This is a genomic window from Rhodococcus sp. NPDC006774 (assembly GCF_040636045.1).
Lineage (GTDB): Bacteria > Actinomycetota > Actinomycetes > Mycobacteriales > Mycobacteriaceae > Rhodococcoides.
The window spans coordinates 185781-208026 of sequence record NZ_JBEYIW010000002.1; the positions used below are offsets into that span (position 1 = coordinate 185781).

Consider the following 22246-nt stretch of genomic DNA (forward strand, 5'->3'; position numbering starts at 1 on the left):
TCGTCAAAAATGCTTGACGCGGTGACGTGTGATGAGTGACGATATCGTCAATGTCTGGCGGACGTCGCCGGATCCGTGGCCCATCGAGGACTTGATGACAACCGACGTGTCGATTCCCCAGTACCGCAGGAACATCTACTCCACCGACGCCATTGTCGATCCGTACCCGCACTACGCCAGGTTGCGGGAGCTCGGCCCGGTGGTGTGGCTTCCTGGTCAGCAGGTGTTCGCGATCCCTCGGTATGCCGAGTGCAAGACAGTGCTGCTCGACGACGAGACCTTCGTTTCCGGGGATGGCGTCGCGCTCAATCCCATCGCCAACCGACTCGGCCGGGGCACGACCCTCAACAGTGACGGCGACGAGCACGCGTCGAAGCGCGCGGTTCTGGCTCACCGTCTGACTCCGCGAGCAGTTCGGAAGATGACGACGGCGATCTCGGAGAAGGCGGAAAGTATCGTCGACGCCGCGTTGAGCAAACAGTTCGTCGACGGCGTCGACGACCTCGCAACGGCGCTGCCCATGTCGATCGTGCCAGACCTCGTCGGCTGGCCGGAGGATGGCCGCGAGAACCTTCTCCGCTGGGCCGGAGCAACTTTCGACTCGCTGGGCCCCGTCAATCGGCATTCGGCCACCGCGGTCAAGGCCACCACCGAGATGCTCAGTTTCTCCAAGCGGGTGGTGCGCGAGCGGTCGGTCCTGCCCGGAAGTATGGGCGAGGACGTGCTGATCGCCGCCGACGAGAATCGACTCGAGAAATCGGCGTGCCCGGCACTGATGATCGATTACCTCGGACCATCACTCGACACCACCATCGGAGCGATCTCCGGCGCACTGGACCTGTTCGCTCGACATCCCGAGCAATGGCAGGCGATACGGGAGAACCCGGACCTGATTCCCAACGCTGTCAACGAGGTCGTCCGGTACGAGTCACCCATCCGGGCATTTTCACGACGGGCTGTGCGCGACGCCGATATCGGCGGATCCAGAATTCCCGCAGGAGCCCGTGTGCTGGTGATCTACGCGTCGGCGAACCGCGACGAGCGGGAATGGGACAACCCCGATGCGTTCGACATCACCCGCGATGCGGCGCGCCAGCTCGGCTTCGGTTCGGGTACACACGGCTGCGCCGGTCAAGGACTGGCGCGTCTCGAAGCGCAGACGATGCTCCGTGTGCTGGCGCGCCGAGTCGAAAGATTCGTCCCCTCGGGAACGCCGAAAAGGGCCGTCAACAATGTCATTCACCGATACGAACGCCTGCCGCTGAAATTGGTGGCTGCAGAAGGGACACCGCAATGAGAATCGACGTCGACTGGGATCGGTGCGAAGGGCATGGAATCTGTGCCGATCAAGCTCCCAAGGTCTTCAGCCTGGACGACGAGGGCGAGCTTCACTACGCCTTCGATGGCGACGACATACCCGACGACCTTGCCTCCCCGGCACGTTCGGCGATCGGAGCGTGTCCGGTAGCGGCCCTCCGAGAGAGCAAGTGAGCGCCACCGACCGTCGCATCGTCGTCGTCGGAGACTCCATCGCCGGGTGTACCGCCGTCCGTGAGCTCCGCGCCCGCGGGCACCGGGGTTCGATCGTCATGATCGGTGCCGACGCGGACGGTTGCTACGCGAAACCGCCGTTGTCCAAGCATGTGCTCAAAGGTGAAGCAGCCGAGGCGCAAACGTGGGATCTGTCGGATCTCGACATCACCTCGATCGTCGACCGCGCGGTGTCGTTGGATATCGAGACTCGGACCGTGACCACGGCCGATGGCACCGAGGTGACGTACGACGCCCTGATCGTGGCCACCGGTGCGGCCGCGCGCCGGATAGCCGCCCCCGGGCAGGCCGGCGAGATCGTGTTGCGGACCTTCGCCGATGCCCGTGCACTTCGGCCACGGTTGGACGAGGCGAAGACCGCCGTCATCGTCGGTGGAGGTTTCCTGGGTATGGAAGTTGCGAGTGCCTGCGCTTCTCGTGGTGTCGACGCCACCGTCGTCGACGTCGATCCTCCTCTGCAGCGGTTGCTCGGTTCGTTTCTGTCCGAGGCTGTTTCGTCCCGAGCGGAAGCCGCTTCGGTCGATGTCGTCCGGGTCGACAGTGCGGTGAGGTTGATCGGCGATCCAGTGGTCGGCGTCGAGCTCGCGGACCGAACCCTCGAGGCCGATCTGGTCGTCACCTGCGCCGGAGACGTGCCCGAGTCGGGCTGGTTGGAGGGGACCGGAATCGCGGACCATCGCGGTGTCGGTATCGACGACCATTGCGCTACAGCGCTTCCCGATGTCTACGCGGCCGGCGATGTCACCTACTCACGCGCTGCGTCGGCTCGGTCGCCGTTCTGGTCGAATGCCGTCGCGCAGGGCAAGGTTGCCGCGGCCTCCGCTCTCGGCGTCGAACCGACCTGCGCACCCACCGACGACTATTTCTGGACCGAGATCCTGGGGCTGTCCATCAAAGTCGTCGGTCCCCTTCCCCTGCAGGGAGATCCGACCGTTCTCGAAGGGTCCGTCGCAGACGGGTCCGCACTGCTGCGGTGGACTCACCCGGACGGCCGCACCACCATCGTCGCGTTCGGTATCAAGAAGCCCGTCGGTGTGCTCCGGCGGTTGGCTCGCGAGAACACTGTCTCCACTACCTGAGGAATGTATTCATGGCTACTGGCTCCACACTTGTACGACGCCTTCCCGAGATCGTCGGATTGGGCCGTGCGGCAATCGGAATCGCCCACATGATCGCGCCCACTCGTGCCAACGAACTCCTCGCCGGGCCCGACGCCGCCGTGGCGACCACGCGTGCTGCCGCCCGCACCTTCGGAATCCGGGAGATCTACATCGGCGGCGGTCTGTACGCGGCCACCAGGTATGCGCCGAAGTTGGTGCGTCCCTTGCTGCGCGCCGGGGTGGCTGTCGATGTCTGGGATACCGGTGTCTTCGCTCTGACCGCGTATCTGCCGCAGCGAACACGCGTGGCTGGGTGCGCCATCGCCGGAGGCTTCGCCGTTGCCGGTGTCCTTGCCGAGACGCAGCTCTGACGATCGACGAAGGAGGGGCTCTCAGAACACCAGCGAGCGGGCAGGCAGCCCGGCCACTCCTTCTCTGGCGAATGCTGCCCATGTCCGACGGACCCTGGCGGCCAGCGCCGTCGGCGGTGTGTGGCCGGCCAACATGGGCGCGTCCGACCACGCGTCGCCGAACAGCAACGGCAATTCGATGCAGTGGCATGCCCCCAACGGTGCACCTTTCGGCGCCCAGTCGACTCGGTACGACGCGACCCGACCACCCGCGCCGTGCCACATCTTCACCATCGAATCCACGCCGAACAGCAAGTTGGTGACGAGACGCACCACCGGAGCGGTGAGCACCGAACTGACAACGCCGAACCTGTTCAGCCACAGCATATTCGACACGATGTCTACGAAGGGCGCAGCATCGTCTCTGGTGTGACCGATCAGCAGTTCGACGCGAGTGGCGGTCCTGCGCAGGGCGGCGTCGGGGTCATCGGACAGTGGCTCGAGGTGAGCGACCGGCCCGAACGGCATTCCGCCTGCGGCACCGAACCTACGCACGGCCTGCGTCACGGCCCGCTCCGCATCGAGCACCTCCGACGCAGGTGCGGTGGCCGGGTCCGTGGAGAACCGAGCTGCGAAAGCCTTTCGTGCCGTGTCGTACAGAGCCGAACGGCCCGAGCGCAATCCGAGCGGTGCGCTCTGCACGATTGCTCTCGTGAACAACCCTGCGGCCGCGTCGCACGCCATCAGCGCGAGGATGGCATCGCCGCCCGCGGATTGACCGAACAGGGTCACAGTGGTCGGAGCACCGCCGAACCGAGCGATGTTGGTCGACACCCAGCGCAGAGCCTCGATCTGATCCTGAACACCGATGTTGCTGTCCCCCGACCCTTTCGGGGTCAGGTAACCGAAACCGCCGAGCCGGAAGGTGACACTGACGACCACGACACCCTCTCGGACGAGGTGGTCTGCATCGTACTTCTCGGCCTCCCCGCCGCCGGAGACGTAGCCGCCGCCGTGCAGCCACACCATGACCGGAAGTCCCTCGGCCGCAGCGGGAGCGGTCACCGACAGCACGAGACAGTCCTCGCTCTGGTCGAGCCGGTCGATCATCGGACCGGTGACATTGTCGAGCCGAGAGGGCAATTGAACGCATGCCGGACCACGGCGGGTGGCGTCGCGCGTCGTCCCCGGGGTGTCGACCGGTCGGGGATTCCGAAAGCGCGTGGCGGTGGCATAGGGGATACCCCGTGCGTGGATCAGCCCGTCGAATTCGACTGCTTCGAGATCTCCGCTGGTCGTGCCGGTGATCGTTCGCCGCGTCGCCCCGGCCGTCATCTCGTCGTTCAAGTGAAGAACCCCCTTATCGAACAGCGCGAGCATACCGTCCGACCGACACGACAGACGTGGCGTCATAATCGGACCATGCGGTCCAAGCAGAAGATTCTCGATGCCACACTCGGGCTGATCGCCGAGTCCGGCTTCGAGGGCGTCACGATCGCGGCAGTGGCTCGTGCTGCTGGTGTCACCCGTCAGACGGTGTACTCGATCTTCACCACCCGTGAGGACATGATCTCCGAAGCCATGATCGGACTCGTCGTCGACGTCATGGGTGGGATACGGGAGAAGGCCGATCAGGCAGAGAGTCCGACGCAGTTCATCGTCGAGACGATCGTCGCCGCACGCCATCTCATTCGGCGGGAACCTGTGCTGAATTCGTTGCTGCGCTCGGGTAACGCGAACCCGCTGTTCGACGCGGACATGATGGATCGTGCACTGCCGGTGGTACGTCAGTTCCTCGACGGATACGCCGAGCGCAATCCAGGATTCGATTCCGCGCAGTTCGACGGTATCGACGGAGTCATCGTGCGGGCGGCGCTGTCGGTCATTCTGTTCGACGACCCTTCCATTCACGAGGACGACGGTCTGCGTCAGTACCTCGAGCGGTGGTTGATTCCCGTTCTGCCACTTACTTAGCCCGTAAAACTTGACACCCGCGGGTGCTTCTGTCTAGTTTTGCACGGCGCGTACGTGTGGCCCGAGTCTCGGTGCGTGCACATCCGCGACTGTGGGGGGAACGTGTCGAATCTGAACCGTCGGACATTTCTCGGTGCTGCAGTGGTTGCAGGCCTTGCCGCGGTGGCGGGCACGGGCGTTGCCGGCGCAGCCACCGGCACAAGAACTCAGGTTCCGCTCACTCGCGAGGACCATCGCGTGGTCGTGATCGGATCGGGGTTCGGCGGTGGCGTCGCAGCATTGCGCCTGGCCGAGGCAGGCCTTCCCGTTCTGGTTCTCGAGCGCGGAAGGCGTTGGCCCACAGGGCCGAATGCAGACACCTTCCCCAACGCGACCGCCCCGGACAAGCGGATGCTGTGGTACGCGTCGAGCCCCAATCTGTTCGGCAGGCCAGTCCCGTTCGATCCGTATGTCGGACTGCTCGAGGCCGTCCCCGGTGACAACATGACCGCGCTGTGCGCCGCGGGTGTGGGCGGCGGATCCCTGATCTATCAGGGGATGACGCTGCAGCCGTCGCAGGCGGTGTTCGAGACACACTTTCCGGTCGAGCTCGACTGGACGAGGTTGAACGCAGTGCACTATCCCCGCGTCGCGCGGATGTTGCAGCTCGCGCAGGCTCCCGACGAGTTGATCGACACTCCCAATTATCGAGCGGCGCGGGTGTTCGCAGACAGTGCGCGTCGGGCTGGACTGCCGGTGTCGAAGATTCCGATGCCGATCGACTGGAACTACGCCCTCGACGAGACCCGCGGGGTGATGACGCCGTCGTACACCAACGGTGCCGGTGCCTTCGGAGTGAACAACGGCGGCAAGCATTCTGTCGATGTCACCTACATCGCGGCCGCCGAGGCGACCGGCCTGGCCACCGTGGCGACGCAGCACAACGTCACGCATGTCGAGCGCGCCACCGACGGCCGCTGGATCGTCCACGTGGACCGAATCGATTCCGATGGAACGGTGTTGGAGAACAAGATCCTCACCACCGGTGCACTGATCATGGCGGCGGGAAGCCTGAACACCACCAAGATGCTGGTTCGCGCGAGCGCCACCGGGGCCATTCCCGATCTGCCGGACGAACTCGGGCAGGGCTGGGGCACCAATGCCGATCGGATCTACGTGTGGTCCAGCATCGAGCAGCAATTCGGTGCGCCGCAGGGCGGTCCGGTGGTGTTCGGCAGCTTGAACTGGGACGACCCGCGCACTGCACACACCGTCATCCAGGCATCGATACCACCACTGTCCTTCGATGCCCGCAGCACGATGCTCGTCGGGTACGGAGTCAGCGACGGGCGCGGCCACTTCGACTACGACTCGGCGCGAGACCAAGCTCTACTGCACTGGCCGGCCAACGGCGACTCCGTCATTCAGGACGGATCCATCGACCCGACGGTTCGTCGCATCGCCGGCACCGGCAGCATTCTCACCGACACCAATGCATTGTTCCCGTCCACCTGGCATCCGCTGGGCGGGGCCAACATGGGCCCGGTATGCGATCTCGACGGCCGCGTACACGGCCAACGCGGACTGTACGTGCTCGACGGTGCGTTGATGCCGGGCAACACCGCGGCCTGCAACCCGTCCATGACCATCGCTGCGCTCGCCGAACGAGCACTGGACAACATCGTGGCTCGCGACCTCGGCACCGTCATCTGACACCAGGAAGAAAGAGACCGATGCACCCGTACCGCAACATGATTCGTGTTCTCGTGGGCACCGCACTGCTGGCATCGTCGGTGGTCGCGCTCGGAGCCTCGCCGGCACATGCCGATCCCGTCGACGAGTTCTACGTGCCACCTGCGCAACTCGATGACAGTCCGGGTTCCGTCGTTCGTACGCAACCGATGTCGTTGTTCGCTGCTCTGCCCGGGGCAGACGGCGTGTATCCGGCGCAGGCACAGCGCGTCATGTACACCTCCCGCACGCAGGACGGCGCGCCCGTCGGGGTGACGGGTACGTTCGTCGACACCGAGGTCCCGTGGCGGGGTGCAGGCCCACGGCCGACGATCGTCGTGGCACCGGGCACGGTGGGGCAGGGCGACCAGTGTGCACCGTCGCGGGCCTTCCCGACTTCGATCAACGCTGTGGCGCAACCATTGTCGATCTCGTTCAACCAGGAGCTGTTGTCGTCGGCGCTGTGGGGGTCGATGGGCGCGAACGTGTTCGTCACCGACTACATCGGATTGGGAACGCCCGGTATCCACACCTACGTGAACAGGCCGGAGCAAGCACACGCGGTTCTCGACGGTGCCCGCGCCGCGCTCGAACTCTCGGGGGATCCGGATGCGCCCATCGGCATCTGGGGTTATTCGCAGGGCGGCGGAGCTGCTGCGGCTGCCGCGGAACTCGCGTCGGAGTACGCACCGGAACTCGATCTGAAGGGAACGTGGGCAGGCGCGCCGACGGCCGACCTGCTGGATGTGTTGGCGAAGGTCGACGGGACGCTGATCGGCGGTGTGATCGGCTATGCCCTCAACGGTTTCATCGAGCGGGACCCCACGTTGAAGCCGCTGGTGGACGAGAGGCTCACCGATCACGGCAAGGCGGTTCTGAACGAACTGTCGACCGAATGCATCGGCGACACCATCCTCGAGCATCCCTTTCTACGCACGGAGTCGTTGACGAAGGACGGCAAGTCGATGCTCGAGAACCTGCGCACCATTCCCCAGGCCGGTGCGATCTTCGACGAGCAACGCATCGGTCGGCGTACACCCGATGCGCCGGTGTTGATCACCAGTGGAATCAACGACGACACAGTGCCCTACGGGCAGGCCCGGCAACTGGCGGAGGACTGGTGCGGTGGCGGTGCGTCGGTTCAGTTCCACAGCAACCCCCTGCCGCCGATTCTGCAGGGTGCGGTGTTGCCGAACCACTTCGGCCCACAGTTGATCGACGGCTACGGCGGAGAAGCTGCTCAGTTCTTGATGGACCGGTTCGCCGATCTCCCGGTGGCAGCATGCGCTTTCGACTGATCGTAGACCGCTGGCGATGGCGAGGGATGCGAGAGTTCCTTCGGCGCAACCGTCTTGTCGGTGCCCTGAGCGTCGAGCAACGGGTGAACGACTACCTCGCCGTCGCCGACGCGTTCGGCCTCACCTGGCCACGAGACGAGACGCGATTGCATGCACTCCTTCTCGGTTTCGGAGAGTCCGATCTCGCTGTGGTGAGCAGGTCGATCCGAGAGAATGCAGTGTCGATGACGCTCTGCCCGGTCATTCCGTTGCGGGCCAGTGCTACCGACTAGGGACGCCTCCCATCGGCGACGCGCGTCGCGCCGCATCCGGTCTGTCATCGACTCGGGTGGTCCGACCATGGTCTTTCAGCCGATCGTTCGCGCCGTCGACGGCGCAATCGAGGGATACGAGGCTCTCTCACGCTTTCCGGACGGCGGAGGCACCACGGAGAGTTGGTTTGCCGATGCTGTGCACTGCGGACTCGGGGCAGCTCTCGACACGTCTGCTGTCATGAATGCGCTGAAGGAGTCCGCTCAGCTTCCGTGCGGATCGTTCCTCGCCGTCAATCTCTGTGCCGCAACACTAGTGGCCGATTTCGCGTTGGTGGGCCACCTCGTGGAATTCGGTCGACGACGGCACCTGATCGTCGAGATCACCGAGCACGCCGCCATCGACGACGAGCTGGAGGTGCTGGCAGCGTTGGCCGAACTCAGACGCGGCAGCGTCGACATCGCCGTCGACGATGTGGGCTCGGGCCACGCGGGACTGCGGCGCCTGGTGCTGCTCGAACCCGACGTCATCAAGCTCGACGCAACCGTTGTGCACGGCATGAGGGAGAACCGGACCAAGATGGTGGTGGCCGAACTCATCCTGGATTTTGCGCGAAAGACCAATGCGCGCTGTGTGTTCGAGGGCATCGAGACCGACGACGATCTGGAGGCAGCAACATCGATGGGGGCCGACTTGCTGCAGGGCTATCGAACCGGTCGCCCCGCAGCGGTGCATCTGCTCGCACAGAAGTGATGACCTCGTCCGCATCGGCCCACCTACGAGGCGCGGACTTCCTGGGTGACGTTGTGGCCCACTGCGTCCGTGATCTGTTGTGCGAACGGGCTCAGCTCGAACCAGGAGAAGAATGCGGATGTCAGAGGCGTCGCACCTGCGAGGTCGATCTCTCCCGACTGGCGAGCAGAGGCGAAGGTGCGGTGCCCGTACCAGATCTGGTTCCAGGTGTTGACGGTGCCGGACACTGCAACGTCGACAGGGAACCGCGGATCCTGGTAACACAGCGTGGCTTTGCCGTTGTCGACCACGATCCAGCCGTGCACCCGCGGTTCGGTGAAGGCGAAATGCAGGGTGGTGCGACGATTGTTCGGCAACCGTGAGATGTCCAGTCCGGCCCGCATTCGCCACAGCAGCAAGTAGGGGTCTGCTTGTTCTTCGGTCGGGGCCGGGAACCGCCAGCGAGCCGTCCACGATCCCAGCGACATCAGGACGCCGAGAAGATCGGATCCGGCCGGGGTGGTGTGGTACTCGCGGTCGAGTTTGACCACGAGCTCTGCTCGCTCGAGGAAGCGGAGACGAGACGCGAGCAGAGTGCGAGAGATCCCGGGGAGGCCACGATGTATCGCGTTGAAATTGTGTGCTCCGGTGATGATCTCGCGGACGATCAGCAGGCTCCACTTGTCTCCGAGAAGGTTGACGCCCATGGAGACCGGGCAGTATTCGACGGTCATGTCTGCGACGGTATGAAGGTTCGAGGGCTGGTACAACCTTTGTACTATGCGTGATTTCAATTGTTGAGTTCTATGCGTACATGGCTATTACATCGAACCCTCAGCAGTGTCTCTTCGGCCGAGCGCGGACGAACGGCTGTACGCGCACGGTGGTGCCGGCATGAGTTCTCTCCTCCTCGGCGACACCGCACCGGACTTTCGATCGAACACCCAGAACGGACCGTTCGCCTTCCATGACTGGCTCGACGGCAGCTGGGCACTCCTGTTCTCGCATCCGAAGGACTTCACCCCGGTCTGTTCCACCGAGATCGCTCGAGCGGCTCGTCTGGCGGGTGAGTTTCGGAAGCGCCGAACGAAGATCGCCACGTTGTCGGCCGGCACTGCGGAGAGCCACCGCCAGTGGGCCGCTGAGCTGTCCGACGCGTTCGGCGTCGCGATCGACTTTCCGTTGATCGTGGACGACGATCGGCTGACGATCGCTCGGCAGTACGGGATGGTTCATCCGAAACTCAGCGACATCACCACGATCCGTTCGGTGTTCGTCATCGATCCGAACAAGACGATCCGATTGATACTCACCTACCCGCACACGACAGGCCGGAACTTCGACGAGATTCTCCGCGTACTGGACTCGCTCCAAACGGCAGACCGGCACTCGATCGTCACTCCGGCGAATTGGTCACCGGGTGAACGAGTGCTCGTTCCGTTCGAGCTGTCCGACGACGACGCGGCACAGAAGTTCGGCTCGGTCGAGAAGGTCCTTCCCTACCTGCGCACCGTAGTGCTGGAGAACTCCGCAGCACAGGCGTAGCCCATCCATACCTTTCCATACATGATCCCCCGAAAGTGAGCAGACATGACTGCAGCCACCACCACCCGACACGCCGTCTCCATCCTGCCGATCGGCGGCCCCACCGCTTTGGTCGACATCGGCGGTCTCCGCATCATCCTCGACCCCACATTCGATGCTGCCCAGGACTACACGGGTCATGACGGCACCGAGGGACTCAAAGGCGTCATTCGTACCGAGGGACCGGCGCTGAGTCGGGACGAGGTCGGGACAGTCCACGTCGCGTTGGTCTCGCACGATCATCACATCGACAATCTCGACACGTCCGGCCGCGAGTTCCTCGGCACGGTCGATCACGTCTACACCACCGATCTCGGTGCCGAACGTATCGCCAACGGTGCCATCGGTCTCGAGGACTACAAGAGCGCCGAGATCGCACTCCCGGAGGGCGGAACGCTCACCATCACCGGCGTTCCGGCTCAACACGGTCCCGACGGGGTCTGGCAACAGATCGGCCCGGTCACCGGATTCGTTCTCAGTGGGGACGGTGTGCCCACCACGTATGTCAGCGGCGACAACTCCTCTGTCGAGGTCGTGCGTGGCATCGCAGAACGTTTCCCGGACATCGCAGTTGCAGTCCTGTTCGTCGGCGGCGCAGGCTTCGAGGAGCTCGCGGACGGCGTGTACATAACCTTGTCCAACGAACGCGCACTGCAGGCCGCCGAGATACTGGAGGGGGCGACCATCGTTCCTGTGCATGCCGATTCGTGGAAGCACTTCCGCGAGGACACCGACGATCTCCGTGCGATCTTCGAACGCGCCGGACTCTCGGATCGACTACGCGTCATCGACCGCGGGGCACAGGTCACCGTCGCCGAGTAACAGCAGAGGCTGCGCAGTCCGAAGACGACGGTGAGCCGGGTTGCGGGTCCTACAGATCAAAATCCGGTGCAGCTGGCCGCGGTGAGCGCGGTCAGCTGCACCGGATTCTGTCGGCAGTCCAGCCCCGCGACCCGACTAGCGCATTCCGGACGAGAAGCTCTCCCGTTTCGAGGCCTCACGTGCCACCACGTCCTCGGCCGCGACGATCACGTCGTCCACATCGGAGCTCTTCACGACAACCACGCCGTCTGCATCGGCGACGATGACGTCACCGGGAGATACGACGACGCCTCCGAGCGCTACCGGCTCGTTCAGCCGTCCCGGCCCGTTCTTGTACGGCCCGGCAGGTGTGACACTTCGGGCGAAGACGGGCAGGCCCAGCTCGGCCAATGCGTCGGCGTCGCGCACGGCACCGTCGATGACGAAACCCGCAATGCCCAGCGATTTGGCGCGGATCCCGATGAGATCGCCGATGAGGGCGCGGGTGTCGTCGCCCGAGCCGTTGACGACGATGACGTCGCCGGGGCGGGCGTCGTCGAGAGCCTTGTGGATGTAGAGGTTGTCGCCTGATCGGGTCCACACGGTGTAGGCCCGGCCGGTGACCGCTGCTCCGGCCCAAATGGGCCGCAGTCCGGCGATGATGCCGAAACGATCCTGGGCATCGCCTACGTTTGCTGCGGGCACCCGAGAGAAGCGTTCGATCATGTCGTCGGACACGGCAGTGGTGGAATAGGTTTCGGTACTCATGAGATCAATGCCTTTCGGGTGACTTATTGCTGGTCGGCGAGCAGTTCGGCGATGATCGGCTCGATCTCGGTTTCACGCTGTTCCCACAGGGTTTCGACGTCGGCACCGGAGACCCAATCGGGTTGTGTCGCTGCCCCGGTCAGCTTCTCGGCCACGGTCGGGTCGGCCAGCGCGGTCTCGAGGGCGTTCTGCAGCGTGGTCATCGTCGCGTCCGGGGTGCCTGCGGGGGCGCTGATGGCGAAGTTGTTGGTCATGAACGGGGCGTCGTATCCCTCGCTCGCCAGCGTCGGTACGTCGGGGATGAGCTTGTTTCGCTCCTCGGTGAGTACCGAGAGGATGTTCACCTCACCCGATGCGAACTGGCCGTAGAAGCTGGACACTCCGCCGAGGGCGAAGTCGGTTTCGCCGGAGACCAGTGCCGAGATCTTGTCGGCACCGCTGTTGTAGTGAACGATGTTGAAGTCCAGGCCCAGAGTGTCTTCGAGGGTGCGCAGGTTGACGTGGTCGTCGCCCGCGCGGGAGTCGGTGCCCACCGTGATGGTGCCGGGGTTGGCCTTCACCGCATCGAACAGTTCGCCGATGTTCGCGTAGGGGCTGGACTTGTTGACTCCGATCACGATGTCGTTGGATGCGAACGATCCGATGGGCGAGAAGCTTTCGCGATCGAACCCGGCTTTCTTGCTCGGGTCCAGGTACCTCCCGAGGATCGACGGGATATTGGTGAAGCCGATGGTCTCGCCGTCCGGCTCGGCGTTGGCCAGGTAGTTCAGTCCGACGACCTGGCTGCCGCCTTCCTTGTTGACCACTTTGACCGGGACTCCCAGTTCGGCTTCCATGGCCGGTGCCATGATGCGGGCGAGGATGTCGTTGCCTGCGCCTGCGGCGGACGGGACGACCCATTCGACGGTGGCACCGTCGCGTGGGAACGGTGCTGCCGAATCGGTTGTGCCCCCGCTGCAACCGGCAATCAGCGCAGCGGTGGAGATGGCCGCGACGAGGATGGGCAGTGTTCTCATGAGACGGGCTCCTTGATGGGGTGGTTCGCGGTGGCGCGGCGGGAAAGGATGCGAGCCAGGACGGGGCGCAGCATTCCGAACAGAACGGCTGCGATGAAGACGAGCAGTAGAACCTTGTTGATGGGGCCTTCGACGAAAACGCCGTAGTCACCGCGGGACAGCGACAACGAACGTTGGAAGTTCTCCTCCAGCAGTGGTCCGAGGATCAGCGCCAGGACGAGAGGAGTGAGCGGAATCTTGGTGAGGTGGAACAGGTATCCGATGACACCTGCGCCGAGCATGATGAAGATGTCGAAGACGCTGCCGTTGATGCTGTACACGCCAAGGAACATGAAGGCGAGGATCATCGCCATCAGGTAGTGGAACGGGATCTTCAGTACAGCAATCCACAGACGTACCAATGGCACGTTGAGAATCAGCAGGATGATGTTGCCGACGAGGAAGCTGGCGATGATGGTCCAGGCGACCTCGGGGTTGTCGCGGAACAACAGTGGGCCGGGTATCAGACCGTTGATGGTGAACGCGCTGGCCATGATGGCGACCGTTGCCGACGTGGGAATACCGAGGGTGAACAGTGGAATCATCGACGACAGTGCGAGTGCGTTGTTGGCCGATTCCGGTCCCGCCACACCCTCGACGGCACCCTTGCCGAATTGCCCAGGGCGCTTGGTGAGCTTCTTCTCCATCGCGTAGGACGCCAATGAAGTTGCAGCACCCGGAGATCCGGGGAGCAGGCCCATGAAGAAGCCGATGACCGATCCGCGCATCGTCGGGCCTGCAGACCTGGCAATGTCCGTCTTGGTGGGCAGCAGCTTGCCGACGGCGAGTGGTCGTCGGCCGGCACCGCCAGCCGAGCGGGCCTGGATGAGGATTTCGGTGAGGCCGAAGCAGCCCATCACGACGGCCACGAGCGCGACGCCGTCGAACAGTTCCGGCATGCCGAACGTGAATCGCTGTATGCCTTGACCGGAGTCGATGCCCACCGACGCGATGGCCAGTCCGAGGCCGACGCTGATGAGGGCTTTCGCGGGGTTGTTGCCCGAGAAGCTGGTGATCAGTGCCATGCCGAGCAGCGCGACGAGAAACAGTTCGGGAGCACCGAATTCGAGTGCGAATCGGCTGAACGGGGCCACGACGACGAATCCGACGACGCCGACCAATCCGCCGACGAACGACGCGAGTGCCGCGACGACGAGAGCGGGTCCGCCGCGTCCGCTCTTGGCCATCTCGTAGCCGTCGAGTGTGGTGGCGATGGACGACGCCTCACCCGGAATGCGCAGCAGCACAGCGGTGACGGTGCCTCCGAATGCGGCACCGTAGAGGATGGCGGCGAGCATGATGAGCGCCGTGGTGGCGTCGAGCCCGAAGGTGATCGGGATCAGCAGCGACACCGCGGCGGCGGGGCCGAACCCGGGGAGGACGCCGACGAGCATGCCCAGCACGCAGCCGAGGAGTGCGAACAGCAGATGCGTCGGAGTGAGGACGTTGACGAAGCCCGCCATCAAATCGGGAAATCCCATGGCTCACAACCCCCAATCAGCGAGGAACGGAATGGAGGAAGCCGGCAGTGCCGTGCCGAGCCAGACGTCGAACACCAGTCGGGTGGCGAGTGTGGTGGCCACGGCGACGCCGACGGCGATCACAGGGGTGCGCTTGCCGACGAAGACCAGGACCACGGCGAGCATCAATGCCATCGACAGGGTGTAGCCGAGTGTGGGGAGAACCAGTGCAGCTCCGGCGATCGCGGCAACGACCACTCCGATTCTGATCCAGCCCGCGCGGTCGGGCAGTTCGGCCTCGTCGGCGTCCTCCTCGTTGTCGCTGGAGAGGAACGCAACGGCTGCCGAGGTAGTGGGCTCGAGTTCGGGATCCGGCTCGGACGCGCTCGTCCGCGGTGCTCGAACGAGCTGGATCGCCCACATCGCGCCGCCGAGGATCATGCCGAGTCCGCCGACCAAGGGCAGGAAGCCCGCACCGACGCCAGGGTCGGCAGTGACGCCGTACCCGGTTGCCATGGTGACCGTCGCCAGGCCGACGACGAGGGTCGCGCCGAGCACGATCCATTCGATCGTGTGTTGTGTGCCGAGCAGTACCTTCACGGCCTGCCGCCTTTCTGACATATGTTCGGATGCGGCCTGAGAGGGTCGGCCGGATTGCTGTGCTGTGGATCACTTGCAATCTTGCACAGGTTTACAGGATTGTGGTTGAGTGTGTCAACAGACACAGTGGAAAGTGGAGGGTATGAGCTTCCGAACAGTGGTTGCCAGCAGCGGAAAGTCGCTGAGTGCGTCCGAGAAACGGGTCGTTGCGGTGCTTCTCGGCGAGCCCGAGCCGTCGAGTTTGCGCGCAGCTCCGGTTGCTGCCCGCGCGCAAACTCACGAGTCGACCGTCGTGCGGTTGGCGCAGAAGCTCGGTTACAGCGGTTTCCCGGACTTGCGTGCCGATCTCGAGCGCGACAACCCCGAACCCGTGGCCTCGTCTGCTCTGATGCGCAGCGATACCGGTCACGAGCTGGCCGTTTTCGCTCGTGACGAGGCGCGTGCACTGGAGCGATTGTCGAGCTTCATCCCTCAGGAGCAGCTGGTGGACGTGGCGACCTCCATCCATCGGTCGCGTGTGGTGTACCTGTTCTCCAAGGCCGACGAACGTCCTGCCTTGGACATGCTTGCACGCCGTCTCCGCAGACTCGGGCTGGTCGTCGTCGAGCTCGGGCTGGGCGGAAAGGACCTCGCCGAGCGATTCGTCAGCTTCACCGAGGACTCCACCTTGATCGCATTTGCATTGCGCGAGGCACCGTCTCAGCTACCCGCGCTGGTTCGTGAGGCGGAACGACGGGGCGGTACGTCGATCCTCATCAGCGATGCGCCGGGATATCACTTCAGGCCTGCGCCGACGCACCTCCTCGTCGCGCAACGAGGAGACGATTCCGAGTACAACACGCTCATCATCCCCATTGCCATTGCGTATGCCTTGCAGCTGGCCATCTTCCACCTCGACCCCGATCGGTACGGTGCTGTGCGCGACGACATCAACGACGTATCGAGGTTGGTCGGAGGAACCGACGAAATTCCACTGCGCTGATGGCTTCTCGTGATTCCATCGCTCTGACCGTTCAGGCGACGGCTGCGCAGGCAGGGTGGGTCGGGGTCCGGTTGATGATCGGATACCGAGCGATCGCCGAGGGCGCCGACACTCGAACGTTGGCGGTGATCGCTGCACTGTTCGCTGCGCCCGCAGTATTGGCAGCACTGCCGATCGGGCGCATCGCCGACAGGTTCGGTGGGCCGGTGGTGATCGTATCGGGAATCGTGTTGTGCTCGATCGCAACCGGTGTACTCGTTGCGTTTTCGGCGATGTGGGCGCTGCTCGTGTGTACGGCGGCGTTCGGCCTGGGGAATCTGCTCATCATGATCGGACAGCAGGCGTTCGTCGCGCACGTTCACGTCGACGGCAAGAACGAAAGTGCTTTCGGTGCACTGACTGCCGCAGCGTCGTTGGGCCAGCTGGTCGGGCCACTCGCAGTGACTGCCATTGCGTCGAGATTCGGCGGTGCGAGCATCGAGAGCCCCAACACGACGGCAGGCATCCTCACTGCCGGTGCCTTCACTGCGGTAGCGCTTCCGACCGCACTGTTCTTGATGCTCGGTCGCAACCACATTCGTGCAGAGAAGCCCGCCGAGGGGGAAGCGTCGGGATTGAAACTGCTGAAGCTGCCGGGCATGTGGCAGTCGTTGACGGTCAGCGGAGCGGTGCTGGTGACTGTCGATCTGCTCTACGCCTTCGTGCCTGCGTGGGCCGTCGAACGTGGAGTATCGGTGACGACGGTGGGGTGGTTGCTGGCACTGCGGGCGGGGGTATCGGTGGTCAGCCGTATCGGCCTGGGACGGCTCGATGCGAAGTTCGGTCGCACTGTGCTGCTCAATGTTTCGCTCGCGGCCGGCGCTCTTGCGCTCGCGGTACTGCCCTTCGTGCAGGCCGTGGGCGCAATAGGCGTCATGGTCGCACTCGGAATCGCGCTCGGTATTCCTCAGCCACTGACGATGTCGTGGGTGGTGTCGATCGTCCCGAAATCCACGCAGGGGGAGGCGTTGGGATTGCGGATGTCGGCCAACAGGTCTGCGCAGATTCTCATCCCACTGACGGTCGGTGCAATCGCTGGGCCGTTCGGGGTGACGGGCATTCTGCTCGGTAACGCGCTTGTGCTGGGGGATCGATCGTCGCGGCCTCGCATCCACGAAGTCGGCCCTGACTCAACCGGCGTGGGTCAGCATCTTCACGTGCGGGATTCCCGCTTCCAGGTAGTTCTCTCCCACTCGAACGAATCCGAAGCGCCCGTACCAGTTTTCGAGGTGCGCCTGCGCGGAGATTTCGACCACCCCGGGGTATGCCGTCAGCGCGGCCTCGACGAGTTCTCCTGCATAGCCGCGTCCACGACCCGCAGCCGCGGTCGCGACGCGGCCGATGTGGACCGTGTCCTCGACGAGGACGCGGAGGGTGGCCAATACCTCGCCGTGGTCGTCCTGGATCCAGAACAACTCCGTCGTCGGAAGTAGGTCCACGCCATCGAGTTCGGCCTCGTCGACGATCTTCTGTTCGTGTACGAACACCGCGACCCGAAGCGCCATGATTCGGTACAGCGTGCTCGGCTCTACGCCGGCAAGCGGAGCATGGTGAAGGGAAGGCATTGGTCCTTTTCGTCAGAGTCGATCTCGATCGTCACACCGCAAGCGGCACAACGGTTCCCGGTGCAGCGTCGTTGTATCGCGCCGTGATCTTGTTCAGTTCCAGCTGGTAGTAGAGGCTCTGCAAGCCGAACACGAACGTGAGTAGCAGGCCGACGATCGAGCTGCACGTCGGCTGGAGGCCGGCCGCACGTTGGGCGTCGGCGATGCGGTTTCCGGTGTTGTAGTAGCTGATCAGCGGCGCGATGATCGTCCAGCCGAGCAGCAGTAGAACCAGCAGTGGCCCGGCGACGGGTGCGTTGACCTTCCGACGGTCGAAGTCTGCCATCTCGCGGTGAATGAGGTAGTACCAGACGAAGTGGTAGATGCCGAGAGTGATGAGCGGCAACAGGATCCAGACGACAACGGGATTGCGCCGCTTCATCGCGCTTCCTTGGGTAACCGGACCGGTCATGATGCTCCCCAACCTTGTCGAACGGCCTGCTCGTGGACCGGACAATTCTCGCACGTCGAGCGGTATTGTGTCCTGGTTTGATTGCTCCACGGGGCATCGGCCCACACCGAATGTCAGCGCGGTGGGACCAACAAGTGAACTCTCTCGACCAGGCTCAACGCAGTGCCAGCGTCCGCGCCCTCGAATACTGCTCTGTGTATCCCTCGCATCGCACCGGTGATCAGGTGGGCGGCAGCGACGATGTCTGTGTCGCGGTCGATTTGACCGGCCTCTGCGGCGGCACTCAGTAGCTGGGCGATCGCGTCGACGAAACTGTCGTGCCAGCGTTCTGCCGAGCCCTCGGATCTCGGTACTCCGAGATTGCGGAACAGCACATGGGTACGCGGGGTGTCGTAGATGCTCGCGGCCGCGATGCGAAGAAATGTCTGCAATTGCTCGAGTGGGGTGTCCGGCCACGTGGTCGCAACCGACCTGTCGTGAATACGGTCTATCAGCACGCTAGCGGCGTCGTCGACTGCGGCTTGGAATAGCTCTCGTTTGGTGGGGAAGTGGTGATATGCGGTTCTCAGTGCGAGACCGCAGCGAGTAGCGACGGTTTCGATCGTGATGTCTGCGTAGTCGTCGTGACGCAGCAGTTCCTGGGTGGCCTCGACCAGTCTGGCCGGTGCGGGCCCTGGATCGTCGGTGGGCGACGACCCGGCCCAGCGATAGAGCGTAGTGGTGTGGATGCCCAGCGACGTCGCTACGGCCGCTGGGGTTTCGGCACCACCGAAGGCGCGCGCTACCGCTGCCTGCCGATCGGCGAGTGTGAATCTGGAGACCCTGGCCATATTCGTGACACTACATTTCGGTGGGAGAGTCGGGAAAATGTCGCGTTCGGAGTCGAACTAGCGAAGCATGCGATCGAGGGCGGGCAAGAGAATCCGCGCGGGGACGAGACTCGCCGCGATGGCTTGAACGGTGTTTCGCCGGCCCGAGATCACCTGCGGTCGAGATCTTTTCGCATCGAGTGCGCGCATTGCAGTGGCCACGACCTCGTTCGGTGTTTGGTAGGTACCGGTCGCTGCGGCGGAGATTCCGATGACATCGAAGAATTCGGTGCGGGTCGGGCCAGGGTTGAGTGCGAACACTCTGACTCCGTTCTGTGCCGATTCGAACCACAGGGACTGACTGAAGCTCAGGACGAAGGCTTTGGCGGCCGCGTACACAGCGAGCGACGGTACGGGCTGGAAAGCAGTCGTGCTGGCCACGTTGACGATGTTCCCGTCCCTGCGGTCGATCATGTCCGGGAGGAACGCCGAGCAGATGTCCACGACAGCGCGGATGTCGACGGCGACAAGACGTTCGAAGTCATCGGCATTGCCGTCTGCGAAGGGTCCCTGTACGGCGAACCCCGCATTGTTGACGACGAGATCGATCTGCTCGGGCACCAATTCACGCAAGAGGCGGCCACTCGATTTTTCCGACAGGTCCCAGGACACTGTGCGGCAACGGATTCCGTATGCCTGCTCGAGCTCCTTCGCCAGAGCCGTCAGTCGGTCTTCTCGCCGTGCGACGAGTACGAGATCGGACCCTCGTGCGGCCAGCGCCCGGGCGAACTCGGCACCGATTCCGGAACTCGCGCCGGTGACCAACGACCGGCCGGGACGGTAGTGAGGGCCTCGGCGGATCATCGATCCGACCGCCCGAGCTCGGCGGCCGAGCGTCGTGCGAACTGTTCGTACGACGTGGGAGCGTGGCCGAGCAGCGTCGGGAGAACTTTCAAGTCTCCTGCCGGTAGGCCGTGGCCGTCGTAGTGGGTCATCATCGTGCGGTAGGCCGTGCGTGCGTCGGCGGGCCAATTCTTCATGTCACGCGGATTGGACGCAGCCTGGGCACCACGAACGAGGTGGCCGACAGATTTCAGTTTCGTCGAGAGCAACGCGTGTCCGACGACCGAGGCGAGTGCAGGCAGCACCGTCAGTGAGTTCGTCAGCGACGACGGCGGGATCCGAATGGCAGTTACCTTGTGGCCGAGCACATCGGACCAGATCTCTGCCATCTCGTGACGCGTGAGCTCGACGGTGGACAGGTCGTAGACGCGACCGGTGTGCGGCGATGGGTCTATCAGGATGTTCGCGGCCGCTTCGGCGACGTCGGCTACATCGACAACGCCCATGACGCTGTCCGGTGACACCGGGTAGGGCATGACTCCGGCCTGTAGAAATTTCCACACTTCCAAGTAGTTCTGCATGTAGTGCGACGGCCTGAGCACCGTAGTGGGAATTCCACTGTCTCGCAGCATCCCTTCGGCGATGTCCTTCTGGTGATGGTGCGTCAGTTGATGCAGGTTCGGGTGGATTACGGAATGGAAAACTATGTGCTTCAACCCACTTGCCGGTCCCACTGCAATCAGGTGATCGATGATCGGCTTTTCGTCGATGATCTGCGTCGGTGCAGCGTGGTAAAGGACGTCGGTCCCCGCCAGGGCGGTATGGAGCGTGTCCTGAGACCGGAGGTCACCGACGACGACCTCGGTCGCTCCGTCCTTGCGGGTGGTCTCCGCTTGCGCTGTGTTCTTGACCAACGCCCGAACCGGCACTTTCTGCGTGGCGAGCTGTCGAACGAGCAAGCGGCCGACACCACCCGCGGCACTGGTCACTGTGATCATGGGGCCTCCTCGACGTTGAGCTCGGCGGACACTGAGCGTTATGCACATATTGCATAGCAAGTGCACATAACGCAAGGGGCTCTGAATCGAGAGCACTGAATCTGCGTGGGGGAATCCCATGAAGCAGAACCGAAAAATCCGGTGCAGCTGACCGCGCTCAGCGCGGTCAGCTGCACCGGATTCTGTGTGTAATCCAGCGTGCAGGCCCTACTCGGTCGTCGTGTGTGTCGACTCCGGTGCGCGTTCGGCCGGCTGCGGTTCGATCGATCGCCGAGACCAGTAGCTGGCGAGTAGTGAGCCCGAGACGTTGTGCCACACCGAGAAGATGGCCGCGGGCAGGGCTGCCGCGGGGCTGAAATGCACCGATGCGAGCGCCGCGGCCAAGCCGGAATTCTGCATCCCGACCTCGATGCTGATCGCGCGTCGGCTGGCGACGTCGAGGCCGCACGCCTTGCCGATGCCGTATCCCACGGCGAGTCCCAGCGAATTGTGCAGCACGACGGCCAGGACGATGAGGGCTCCGATGGACAGCAATGTCGGTGCGCTGGCGGCAACCACGAACAGCACCACCGCGGTTATCCCCGCCACCGAGATCAACGGCAGCGCGTCGAGCATGCGGTCGATGGCTGCGGGAAACAGCAGGCGCAGAACAACTCCCAGTACGACGGGAATCAGCACGATCTGCAGGATCGAGACGAACAGCCCGCCCGCATCGACCGGCAGGAATTCGCCGGCGAGCCACAGCACGAGCAGCGGCGTGAGAATCGGAGCGAGCAACGTGGACACCGACGTCATGGCCACCGACAGCGCGGTATCACCCTTGGCGAGGTAGACCATCACGTTGGACGCAGTACCGCCCGGAGCCGAACCGACCAGCACCATGCCTGCGGTCAGCGCAGCAGAGAGGCCGAGCACGTTGGCGATTCCCAGACCGAGCAGCGGCATCGCGACGAATTGTGCGGCCACGCCGAGCAACAGTGCCCACGGTCGTCGGGCAACGACCGCGAAGTCGGAGAGCCGCAACGTCATTCCCATGCCGAGCATGATGATCGACAACAGCCACGGAACGGCCGGAGTGCCGCCGCTGAACGTATCGGGAGTGATCAGGGCCAGCGCACCCGCCGCCACGACGATCAGGGCAAACCACTTGCCGGTGAACTCGCTGACGGATTTCAGCTTGGGCACGCGGAGTCTCCTGTGCGGTCGGGGCACTCCCCAAGGCGGGCGCGCAACCCACCGAGCGTAACCGCAGCCTCGACAGGCAGGTCTCCACGTCGCAGGACTCTCGAATAGAACAAGACCGAGCGGCCTTGTTCTGGCAGTA

24 protein-coding genes and 1 pseudogene are annotated in these 22246 nt (G+C 63.9%); 13 read left to right on the top strand and 12 right to left on the bottom strand.

Annotation, left to right across the window (positions count from 1 at the left end; all coding sequences use genetic code 11):
• Nucleotides 1-94 precede the first annotated feature (94 nt).
• Genes ABZ677_RS03890 through ABZ677_RS03905 form a run of 4 tightly spaced genes read left to right on the top strand, consistent with a single transcriptional unit; the run spans nucleotide 95 to nucleotide 3022 of the window.
• On the top strand, nucleotides 95-1297 hold the full coding sequence (locus tag ABZ677_RS03890) for a cytochrome P450 (RefSeq protein WP_358367220.1): 1203 nt from the start codon (nucleotides 95-97) through the stop codon (nucleotides 1295-1297).
• Complete coding sequence (locus ABZ677_RS03895; protein WP_037195832.1) at nucleotides 1294-1491, top strand: ferredoxin; 198 nt, start codon at nucleotides 1294-1296, stop codon at nucleotides 1489-1491. The genes ABZ677_RS03890 and ABZ677_RS03895 overlap by 4 nt, the downstream gene beginning before the upstream one ends.
• Nucleotides 1488-2630, top strand: a complete 1143-nt coding sequence (locus ABZ677_RS03900; protein WP_358366725.1) for an FAD-dependent oxidoreductase — start codon at nucleotides 1488-1490, stop codon at nucleotides 2628-2630. Before ABZ677_RS03895 ends, ABZ677_RS03900 begins: the two co-directional genes overlap by 4 nt.
• 11 nt (nucleotides 2631-2641) lie before the next feature.
• A complete protein-coding gene (locus ABZ677_RS03905; protein WP_358366726.1) occupies nucleotides 2642-3022 on the top strand; it encodes a hypothetical protein in 381 nt (126 codons plus the stop codon).
• Between the two features lie 21 nt (nucleotides 3023-3043).
• Here ABZ677_RS03905 and ABZ677_RS03910 read toward each other — a convergent pair whose 3' ends face one another.
• Complete coding sequence (locus ABZ677_RS03910; protein WP_358366728.1) at nucleotides 3044-4348, bottom strand: carboxylesterase family protein; 1305 nt, start codon at nucleotides 4346-4348, stop codon at nucleotides 3044-3046.
• Nucleotides 4349-4423: 75 nt separating this feature from the next.
• Between ABZ677_RS03910 and ABZ677_RS03915 the strand changes: the two genes are divergently transcribed.
• The 5 genes from ABZ677_RS03915 to ABZ677_RS03935 all read left to right on the top strand — a co-directional run bounded on the left by ABZ677_RS03915 (nucleotide 4424) and on the right by ABZ677_RS03935 (nucleotide 8988).
• Nucleotides 4424-4975: a TetR/AcrR family transcriptional regulator gene (locus ABZ677_RS03915; RefSeq protein ID WP_358366730.1), complete on the top strand. Its 552-nt coding sequence runs from the start codon at nucleotides 4424-4426 to the stop codon at nucleotides 4973-4975.
• A gap of 102 nt (nucleotides 4976-5077) precedes the next feature.
• Nucleotides 5078-6667, top strand: a complete 1590-nt coding sequence (locus ABZ677_RS03920) for a GMC oxidoreductase (protein WP_358366731.1) — start codon at nucleotides 5078-5080, stop codon at nucleotides 6665-6667.
• 20 nt (nucleotides 6668-6687) lie between these two features.
• Nucleotides 6688-7983, top strand: a complete 1296-nt coding sequence (locus tag ABZ677_RS03925; RefSeq protein ID WP_358366733.1) for a lipase family protein — start codon at nucleotides 6688-6690, stop codon at nucleotides 7981-7983.
• Nucleotides 7984-8009: 26 nt separating this feature from the next.
• On the top strand, nucleotides 8010-8255 hold the full coding sequence (locus ABZ677_RS03930; protein WP_358366735.1) for a hypothetical protein: 246 nt from the start codon (nucleotides 8010-8012) through the stop codon (nucleotides 8253-8255).
• On the top strand, nucleotides 8242-8988 hold the full coding sequence (locus tag ABZ677_RS03935; protein ID WP_358366737.1) for an EAL domain-containing protein: 747 nt from the start codon (nucleotides 8242-8244) through the stop codon (nucleotides 8986-8988). Before ABZ677_RS03930 ends, ABZ677_RS03935 begins: the two co-directional genes overlap by 14 nt.
• Before the next feature lie 23 nt (nucleotides 8989-9011).
• On the opposite strand, the gene ABZ677_RS03940 is transcribed toward ABZ677_RS03935, so the two are convergent.
• Complete coding sequence (locus ABZ677_RS03940) at nucleotides 9012-9701, bottom strand: helix-turn-helix domain-containing protein (RefSeq protein WP_358366738.1); 690 nt, start codon at nucleotides 9699-9701, stop codon at nucleotides 9012-9014.
• Between the two features lie 160 nt (nucleotides 9702-9861).
• On the opposite strand from ABZ677_RS03940, the gene ABZ677_RS03945 reads away from it, so the two are divergent.
• Together ABZ677_RS03945 and ABZ677_RS03950 are read left to right on the top strand one after the other, a co-directional pair.
• Nucleotides 9862-10512: a redoxin domain-containing protein gene (locus tag ABZ677_RS03945; RefSeq protein WP_358366740.1), complete on the top strand. Its 651-nt coding sequence runs from the start codon at nucleotides 9862-9864 to the stop codon at nucleotides 10510-10512.
• Between the two features lie 45 nt (nucleotides 10513-10557).
• Nucleotides 10558-11373 (top strand): MBL fold metallo-hydrolase, encoded by an 816-nt coding sequence (locus ABZ677_RS03950; protein WP_358366742.1) that lies wholly within the window; start codon nucleotides 10558-10560, stop codon nucleotides 11371-11373.
• Between the two features lie 135 nt (nucleotides 11374-11508).
• Here ABZ677_RS03950 and ABZ677_RS03955 read toward each other — a convergent pair whose 3' ends face one another.
• Genes ABZ677_RS03955 through ABZ677_RS03970 form a run of 4 tightly spaced genes read right to left on the bottom strand, consistent with a single transcriptional unit; the run spans nucleotide 11509 to nucleotide 15235 of the window.
• On the bottom strand, nucleotides 11509-12120 hold the full coding sequence (locus tag ABZ677_RS03955; RefSeq protein ID WP_358366744.1) for a methyltransferase: 612 nt from the start codon (nucleotides 12118-12120) through the stop codon (nucleotides 11509-11511).
• 23 nt (nucleotides 12121-12143) lie between these two features.
• Nucleotides 12144-13136, bottom strand: coding sequence for a tripartite tricarboxylate transporter substrate binding protein (locus ABZ677_RS03960; RefSeq protein WP_358366746.1), 993 nt, complete (start codon nucleotides 13134-13136; stop codon nucleotides 12144-12146).
• Nucleotides 13133-14656 (bottom strand): tripartite tricarboxylate transporter permease, encoded by a 1524-nt coding sequence (locus tag ABZ677_RS03965; RefSeq protein ID WP_358366748.1) that lies wholly within the window; start codon nucleotides 14654-14656, stop codon nucleotides 13133-13135. The genes ABZ677_RS03960 and ABZ677_RS03965 overlap by 4 nt, the downstream gene beginning before the upstream one ends.
• 3 nt (nucleotides 14657-14659) lie before the next feature.
• Entirely contained in the window at nucleotides 14660-15235 is a 576-nt protein-coding gene (locus tag ABZ677_RS03970) for a tripartite tricarboxylate transporter TctB family protein (RefSeq protein ID WP_358366750.1), read from the bottom strand.
• A gap of 142 nt (nucleotides 15236-15377) precedes the next feature.
• Between ABZ677_RS03970 and ABZ677_RS03975 the strand changes: the two genes are divergently transcribed.
• Both ABZ677_RS03975 and ABZ677_RS03980 read left to right on the top strand, forming a co-directional pair.
• Entirely contained in the window at nucleotides 15378-16217 is an 840-nt protein-coding gene (locus ABZ677_RS03975; RefSeq protein WP_358366752.1) for a hypothetical protein, read from the top strand.
• A 74-nt stretch (nucleotides 16218-16291) separates the two neighbouring features.
• A pseudogene (locus tag ABZ677_RS03980) lies at nucleotides 16292-17260 on the top strand (MFS transporter); the annotation flags it as partial.
• Nucleotides 17261-17386: 126 nt separating this feature from the next.
• On the opposite strand, the gene ABZ677_RS03985 reads toward ABZ677_RS03980, so the two are convergent.
• The 6 genes from ABZ677_RS03985 to ABZ677_RS04010 all read right to left on the bottom strand — a co-directional run bounded on the left by ABZ677_RS03985 (nucleotide 17387) and on the right by ABZ677_RS04010 (nucleotide 22107).
• Nucleotides 17387-17821 carry a GNAT family N-acetyltransferase gene (locus ABZ677_RS03985; protein ID WP_358366753.1) on the bottom strand — a complete coding sequence of 145 codons (435 nt, stop codon included), beginning with the start codon at nucleotides 17819-17821 and terminating at the stop codon, nucleotides 17387-17389.
• 31 nt (nucleotides 17822-17852) lie between these two features.
• A complete protein-coding gene (locus ABZ677_RS03990) occupies nucleotides 17853-18272 on the bottom strand; it encodes a DUF4234 domain-containing protein (RefSeq protein WP_094703074.1) in 420 nt (139 codons plus the stop codon).
• Nucleotides 18273-18385: 113 nt separating this feature from the next.
• Complete coding sequence (locus ABZ677_RS03995; RefSeq protein WP_358366755.1) at nucleotides 18386-19102, bottom strand: TetR family transcriptional regulator; 717 nt, start codon at nucleotides 19100-19102, stop codon at nucleotides 18386-18388.
• Nucleotides 19103-19159: 57 nt separating this feature from the next.
• On the bottom strand, nucleotides 19160-19945 hold the full coding sequence (locus ABZ677_RS04000) for an SDR family oxidoreductase (protein WP_358366757.1): 786 nt from the start codon (nucleotides 19943-19945) through the stop codon (nucleotides 19160-19162).
• Complete coding sequence (locus ABZ677_RS04005) at nucleotides 19942-20922, bottom strand: NmrA family NAD(P)-binding protein (RefSeq protein ID WP_358366759.1); 981 nt, start codon at nucleotides 20920-20922, stop codon at nucleotides 19942-19944. Before ABZ677_RS04005 ends, ABZ677_RS04000 begins: the two co-directional genes overlap by 4 nt.
• A gap of 207 nt (nucleotides 20923-21129) precedes the next feature.
• Complete coding sequence (locus tag ABZ677_RS04010; RefSeq protein ID WP_094740144.1) at nucleotides 21130-22107, bottom strand: bile acid:sodium symporter family protein; 978 nt, start codon at nucleotides 22105-22107, stop codon at nucleotides 21130-21132.
• Between the last annotated feature and the right edge of the window lie 139 nt (nucleotides 22108-22246).

Excerpts from the sequence above, each read along its gene's own strand:
- ABZ677_RS03890 (WP_358367220.1), top strand. The coding sequence starts at position 95 with ATGACAACCGACGTGTCGATTCCCCAGTACCGCAGGAACATCTACTCC.
- ABZ677_RS03895 (WP_037195832.1), top strand. The coding sequence starts at position 1,294 with ATGAGAATCGACGTCGACTGGGATCGGTGCGAAGGGCATGGAATCTGT.
- ABZ677_RS03905 (WP_358366726.1), top strand. The coding sequence starts at position 2,642 with ATGGCTACTGGCTCCACACTTGTACGACGCCTTCCCGAGATCGTCGGA.
- ABZ677_RS03915 (WP_358366730.1), top strand. The coding sequence starts at position 4,424 with ATGCGGTCCAAGCAGAAGATTCTCGATGCCACACTCGGGCTGATCGCC.
- ABZ677_RS03925 (WP_358366733.1), top strand. The coding sequence starts at position 6,688 with ATGCACCCGTACCGCAACATGATTCGTGTTCTCGTGGGCACCGCACTG.
- ABZ677_RS03930 (WP_358366735.1), top strand. The coding sequence starts at position 8,010 with ATGCGAGAGTTCCTTCGGCGCAACCGTCTTGTCGGTGCCCTGAGCGTC.
- ABZ677_RS03940 (WP_358366738.1), bottom strand. The coding sequence starts at position 9,701 with ATGACCGTCGAATACTGCCCGGTCTCCATGGGCGTCAACCTTCTCGGA.
- ABZ677_RS03945 (WP_358366740.1), top strand. The coding sequence starts at position 9,862 with ATGAGTTCTCTCCTCCTCGGCGACACCGCACCGGACTTTCGATCGAAC.
- ABZ677_RS03950 (WP_358366742.1), top strand. The coding sequence starts at position 10,558 with ATGACTGCAGCCACCACCACCCGACACGCCGTCTCCATCCTGCCGATC.
- ABZ677_RS03955 (WP_358366744.1), bottom strand. The coding sequence starts at position 12,120 with ATGAGTACCGAAACCTATTCCACCACTGCCGTGTCCGACGACATGATC.
- ABZ677_RS03960 (WP_358366746.1), bottom strand. The coding sequence starts at position 13,136 with ATGAGAACACTGCCCATCCTCGTCGCGGCCATCTCCACCGCTGCGCTG.
- ABZ677_RS03965 (WP_358366748.1), bottom strand. The coding sequence starts at position 14,656 with ATGGGATTTCCCGATTTGATGGCGGGCTTCGTCAACGTCCTCACTCCG.
- ABZ677_RS03975 (WP_358366752.1), top strand. The coding sequence starts at position 15,378 with ATGAGCTTCCGAACAGTGGTTGCCAGCAGCGGAAAGTCGCTGAGTGCG.
- ABZ677_RS03985 (WP_358366753.1), bottom strand. The coding sequence starts at position 17,821 with ATGCCTTCCCTTCACCATGCTCCGCTTGCCGGCGTAGAGCCGAGCACG.
- ABZ677_RS03990 (WP_094703074.1), bottom strand. The coding sequence starts at position 18,272 with ATGACCGGTCCGGTTACCCAAGGAAGCGCGATGAAGCGGCGCAATCCC.
- ABZ677_RS03995 (WP_358366755.1), bottom strand. The coding sequence starts at position 19,102 with ATGGCCAGGGTCTCCAGATTCACACTCGCCGATCGGCAGGCAGCGGTA.
- ABZ677_RS04000 (WP_358366757.1), bottom strand. The coding sequence starts at position 19,945 with ATGATCCGCCGAGGCCCTCACTACCGTCCCGGCCGGTCGTTGGTCACC.
- ABZ677_RS04005 (WP_358366759.1), bottom strand. The coding sequence starts at position 20,922 with ATGATCACAGTGACCAGTGCCGCGGGTGGTGTCGGCCGCTTGCTCGTT.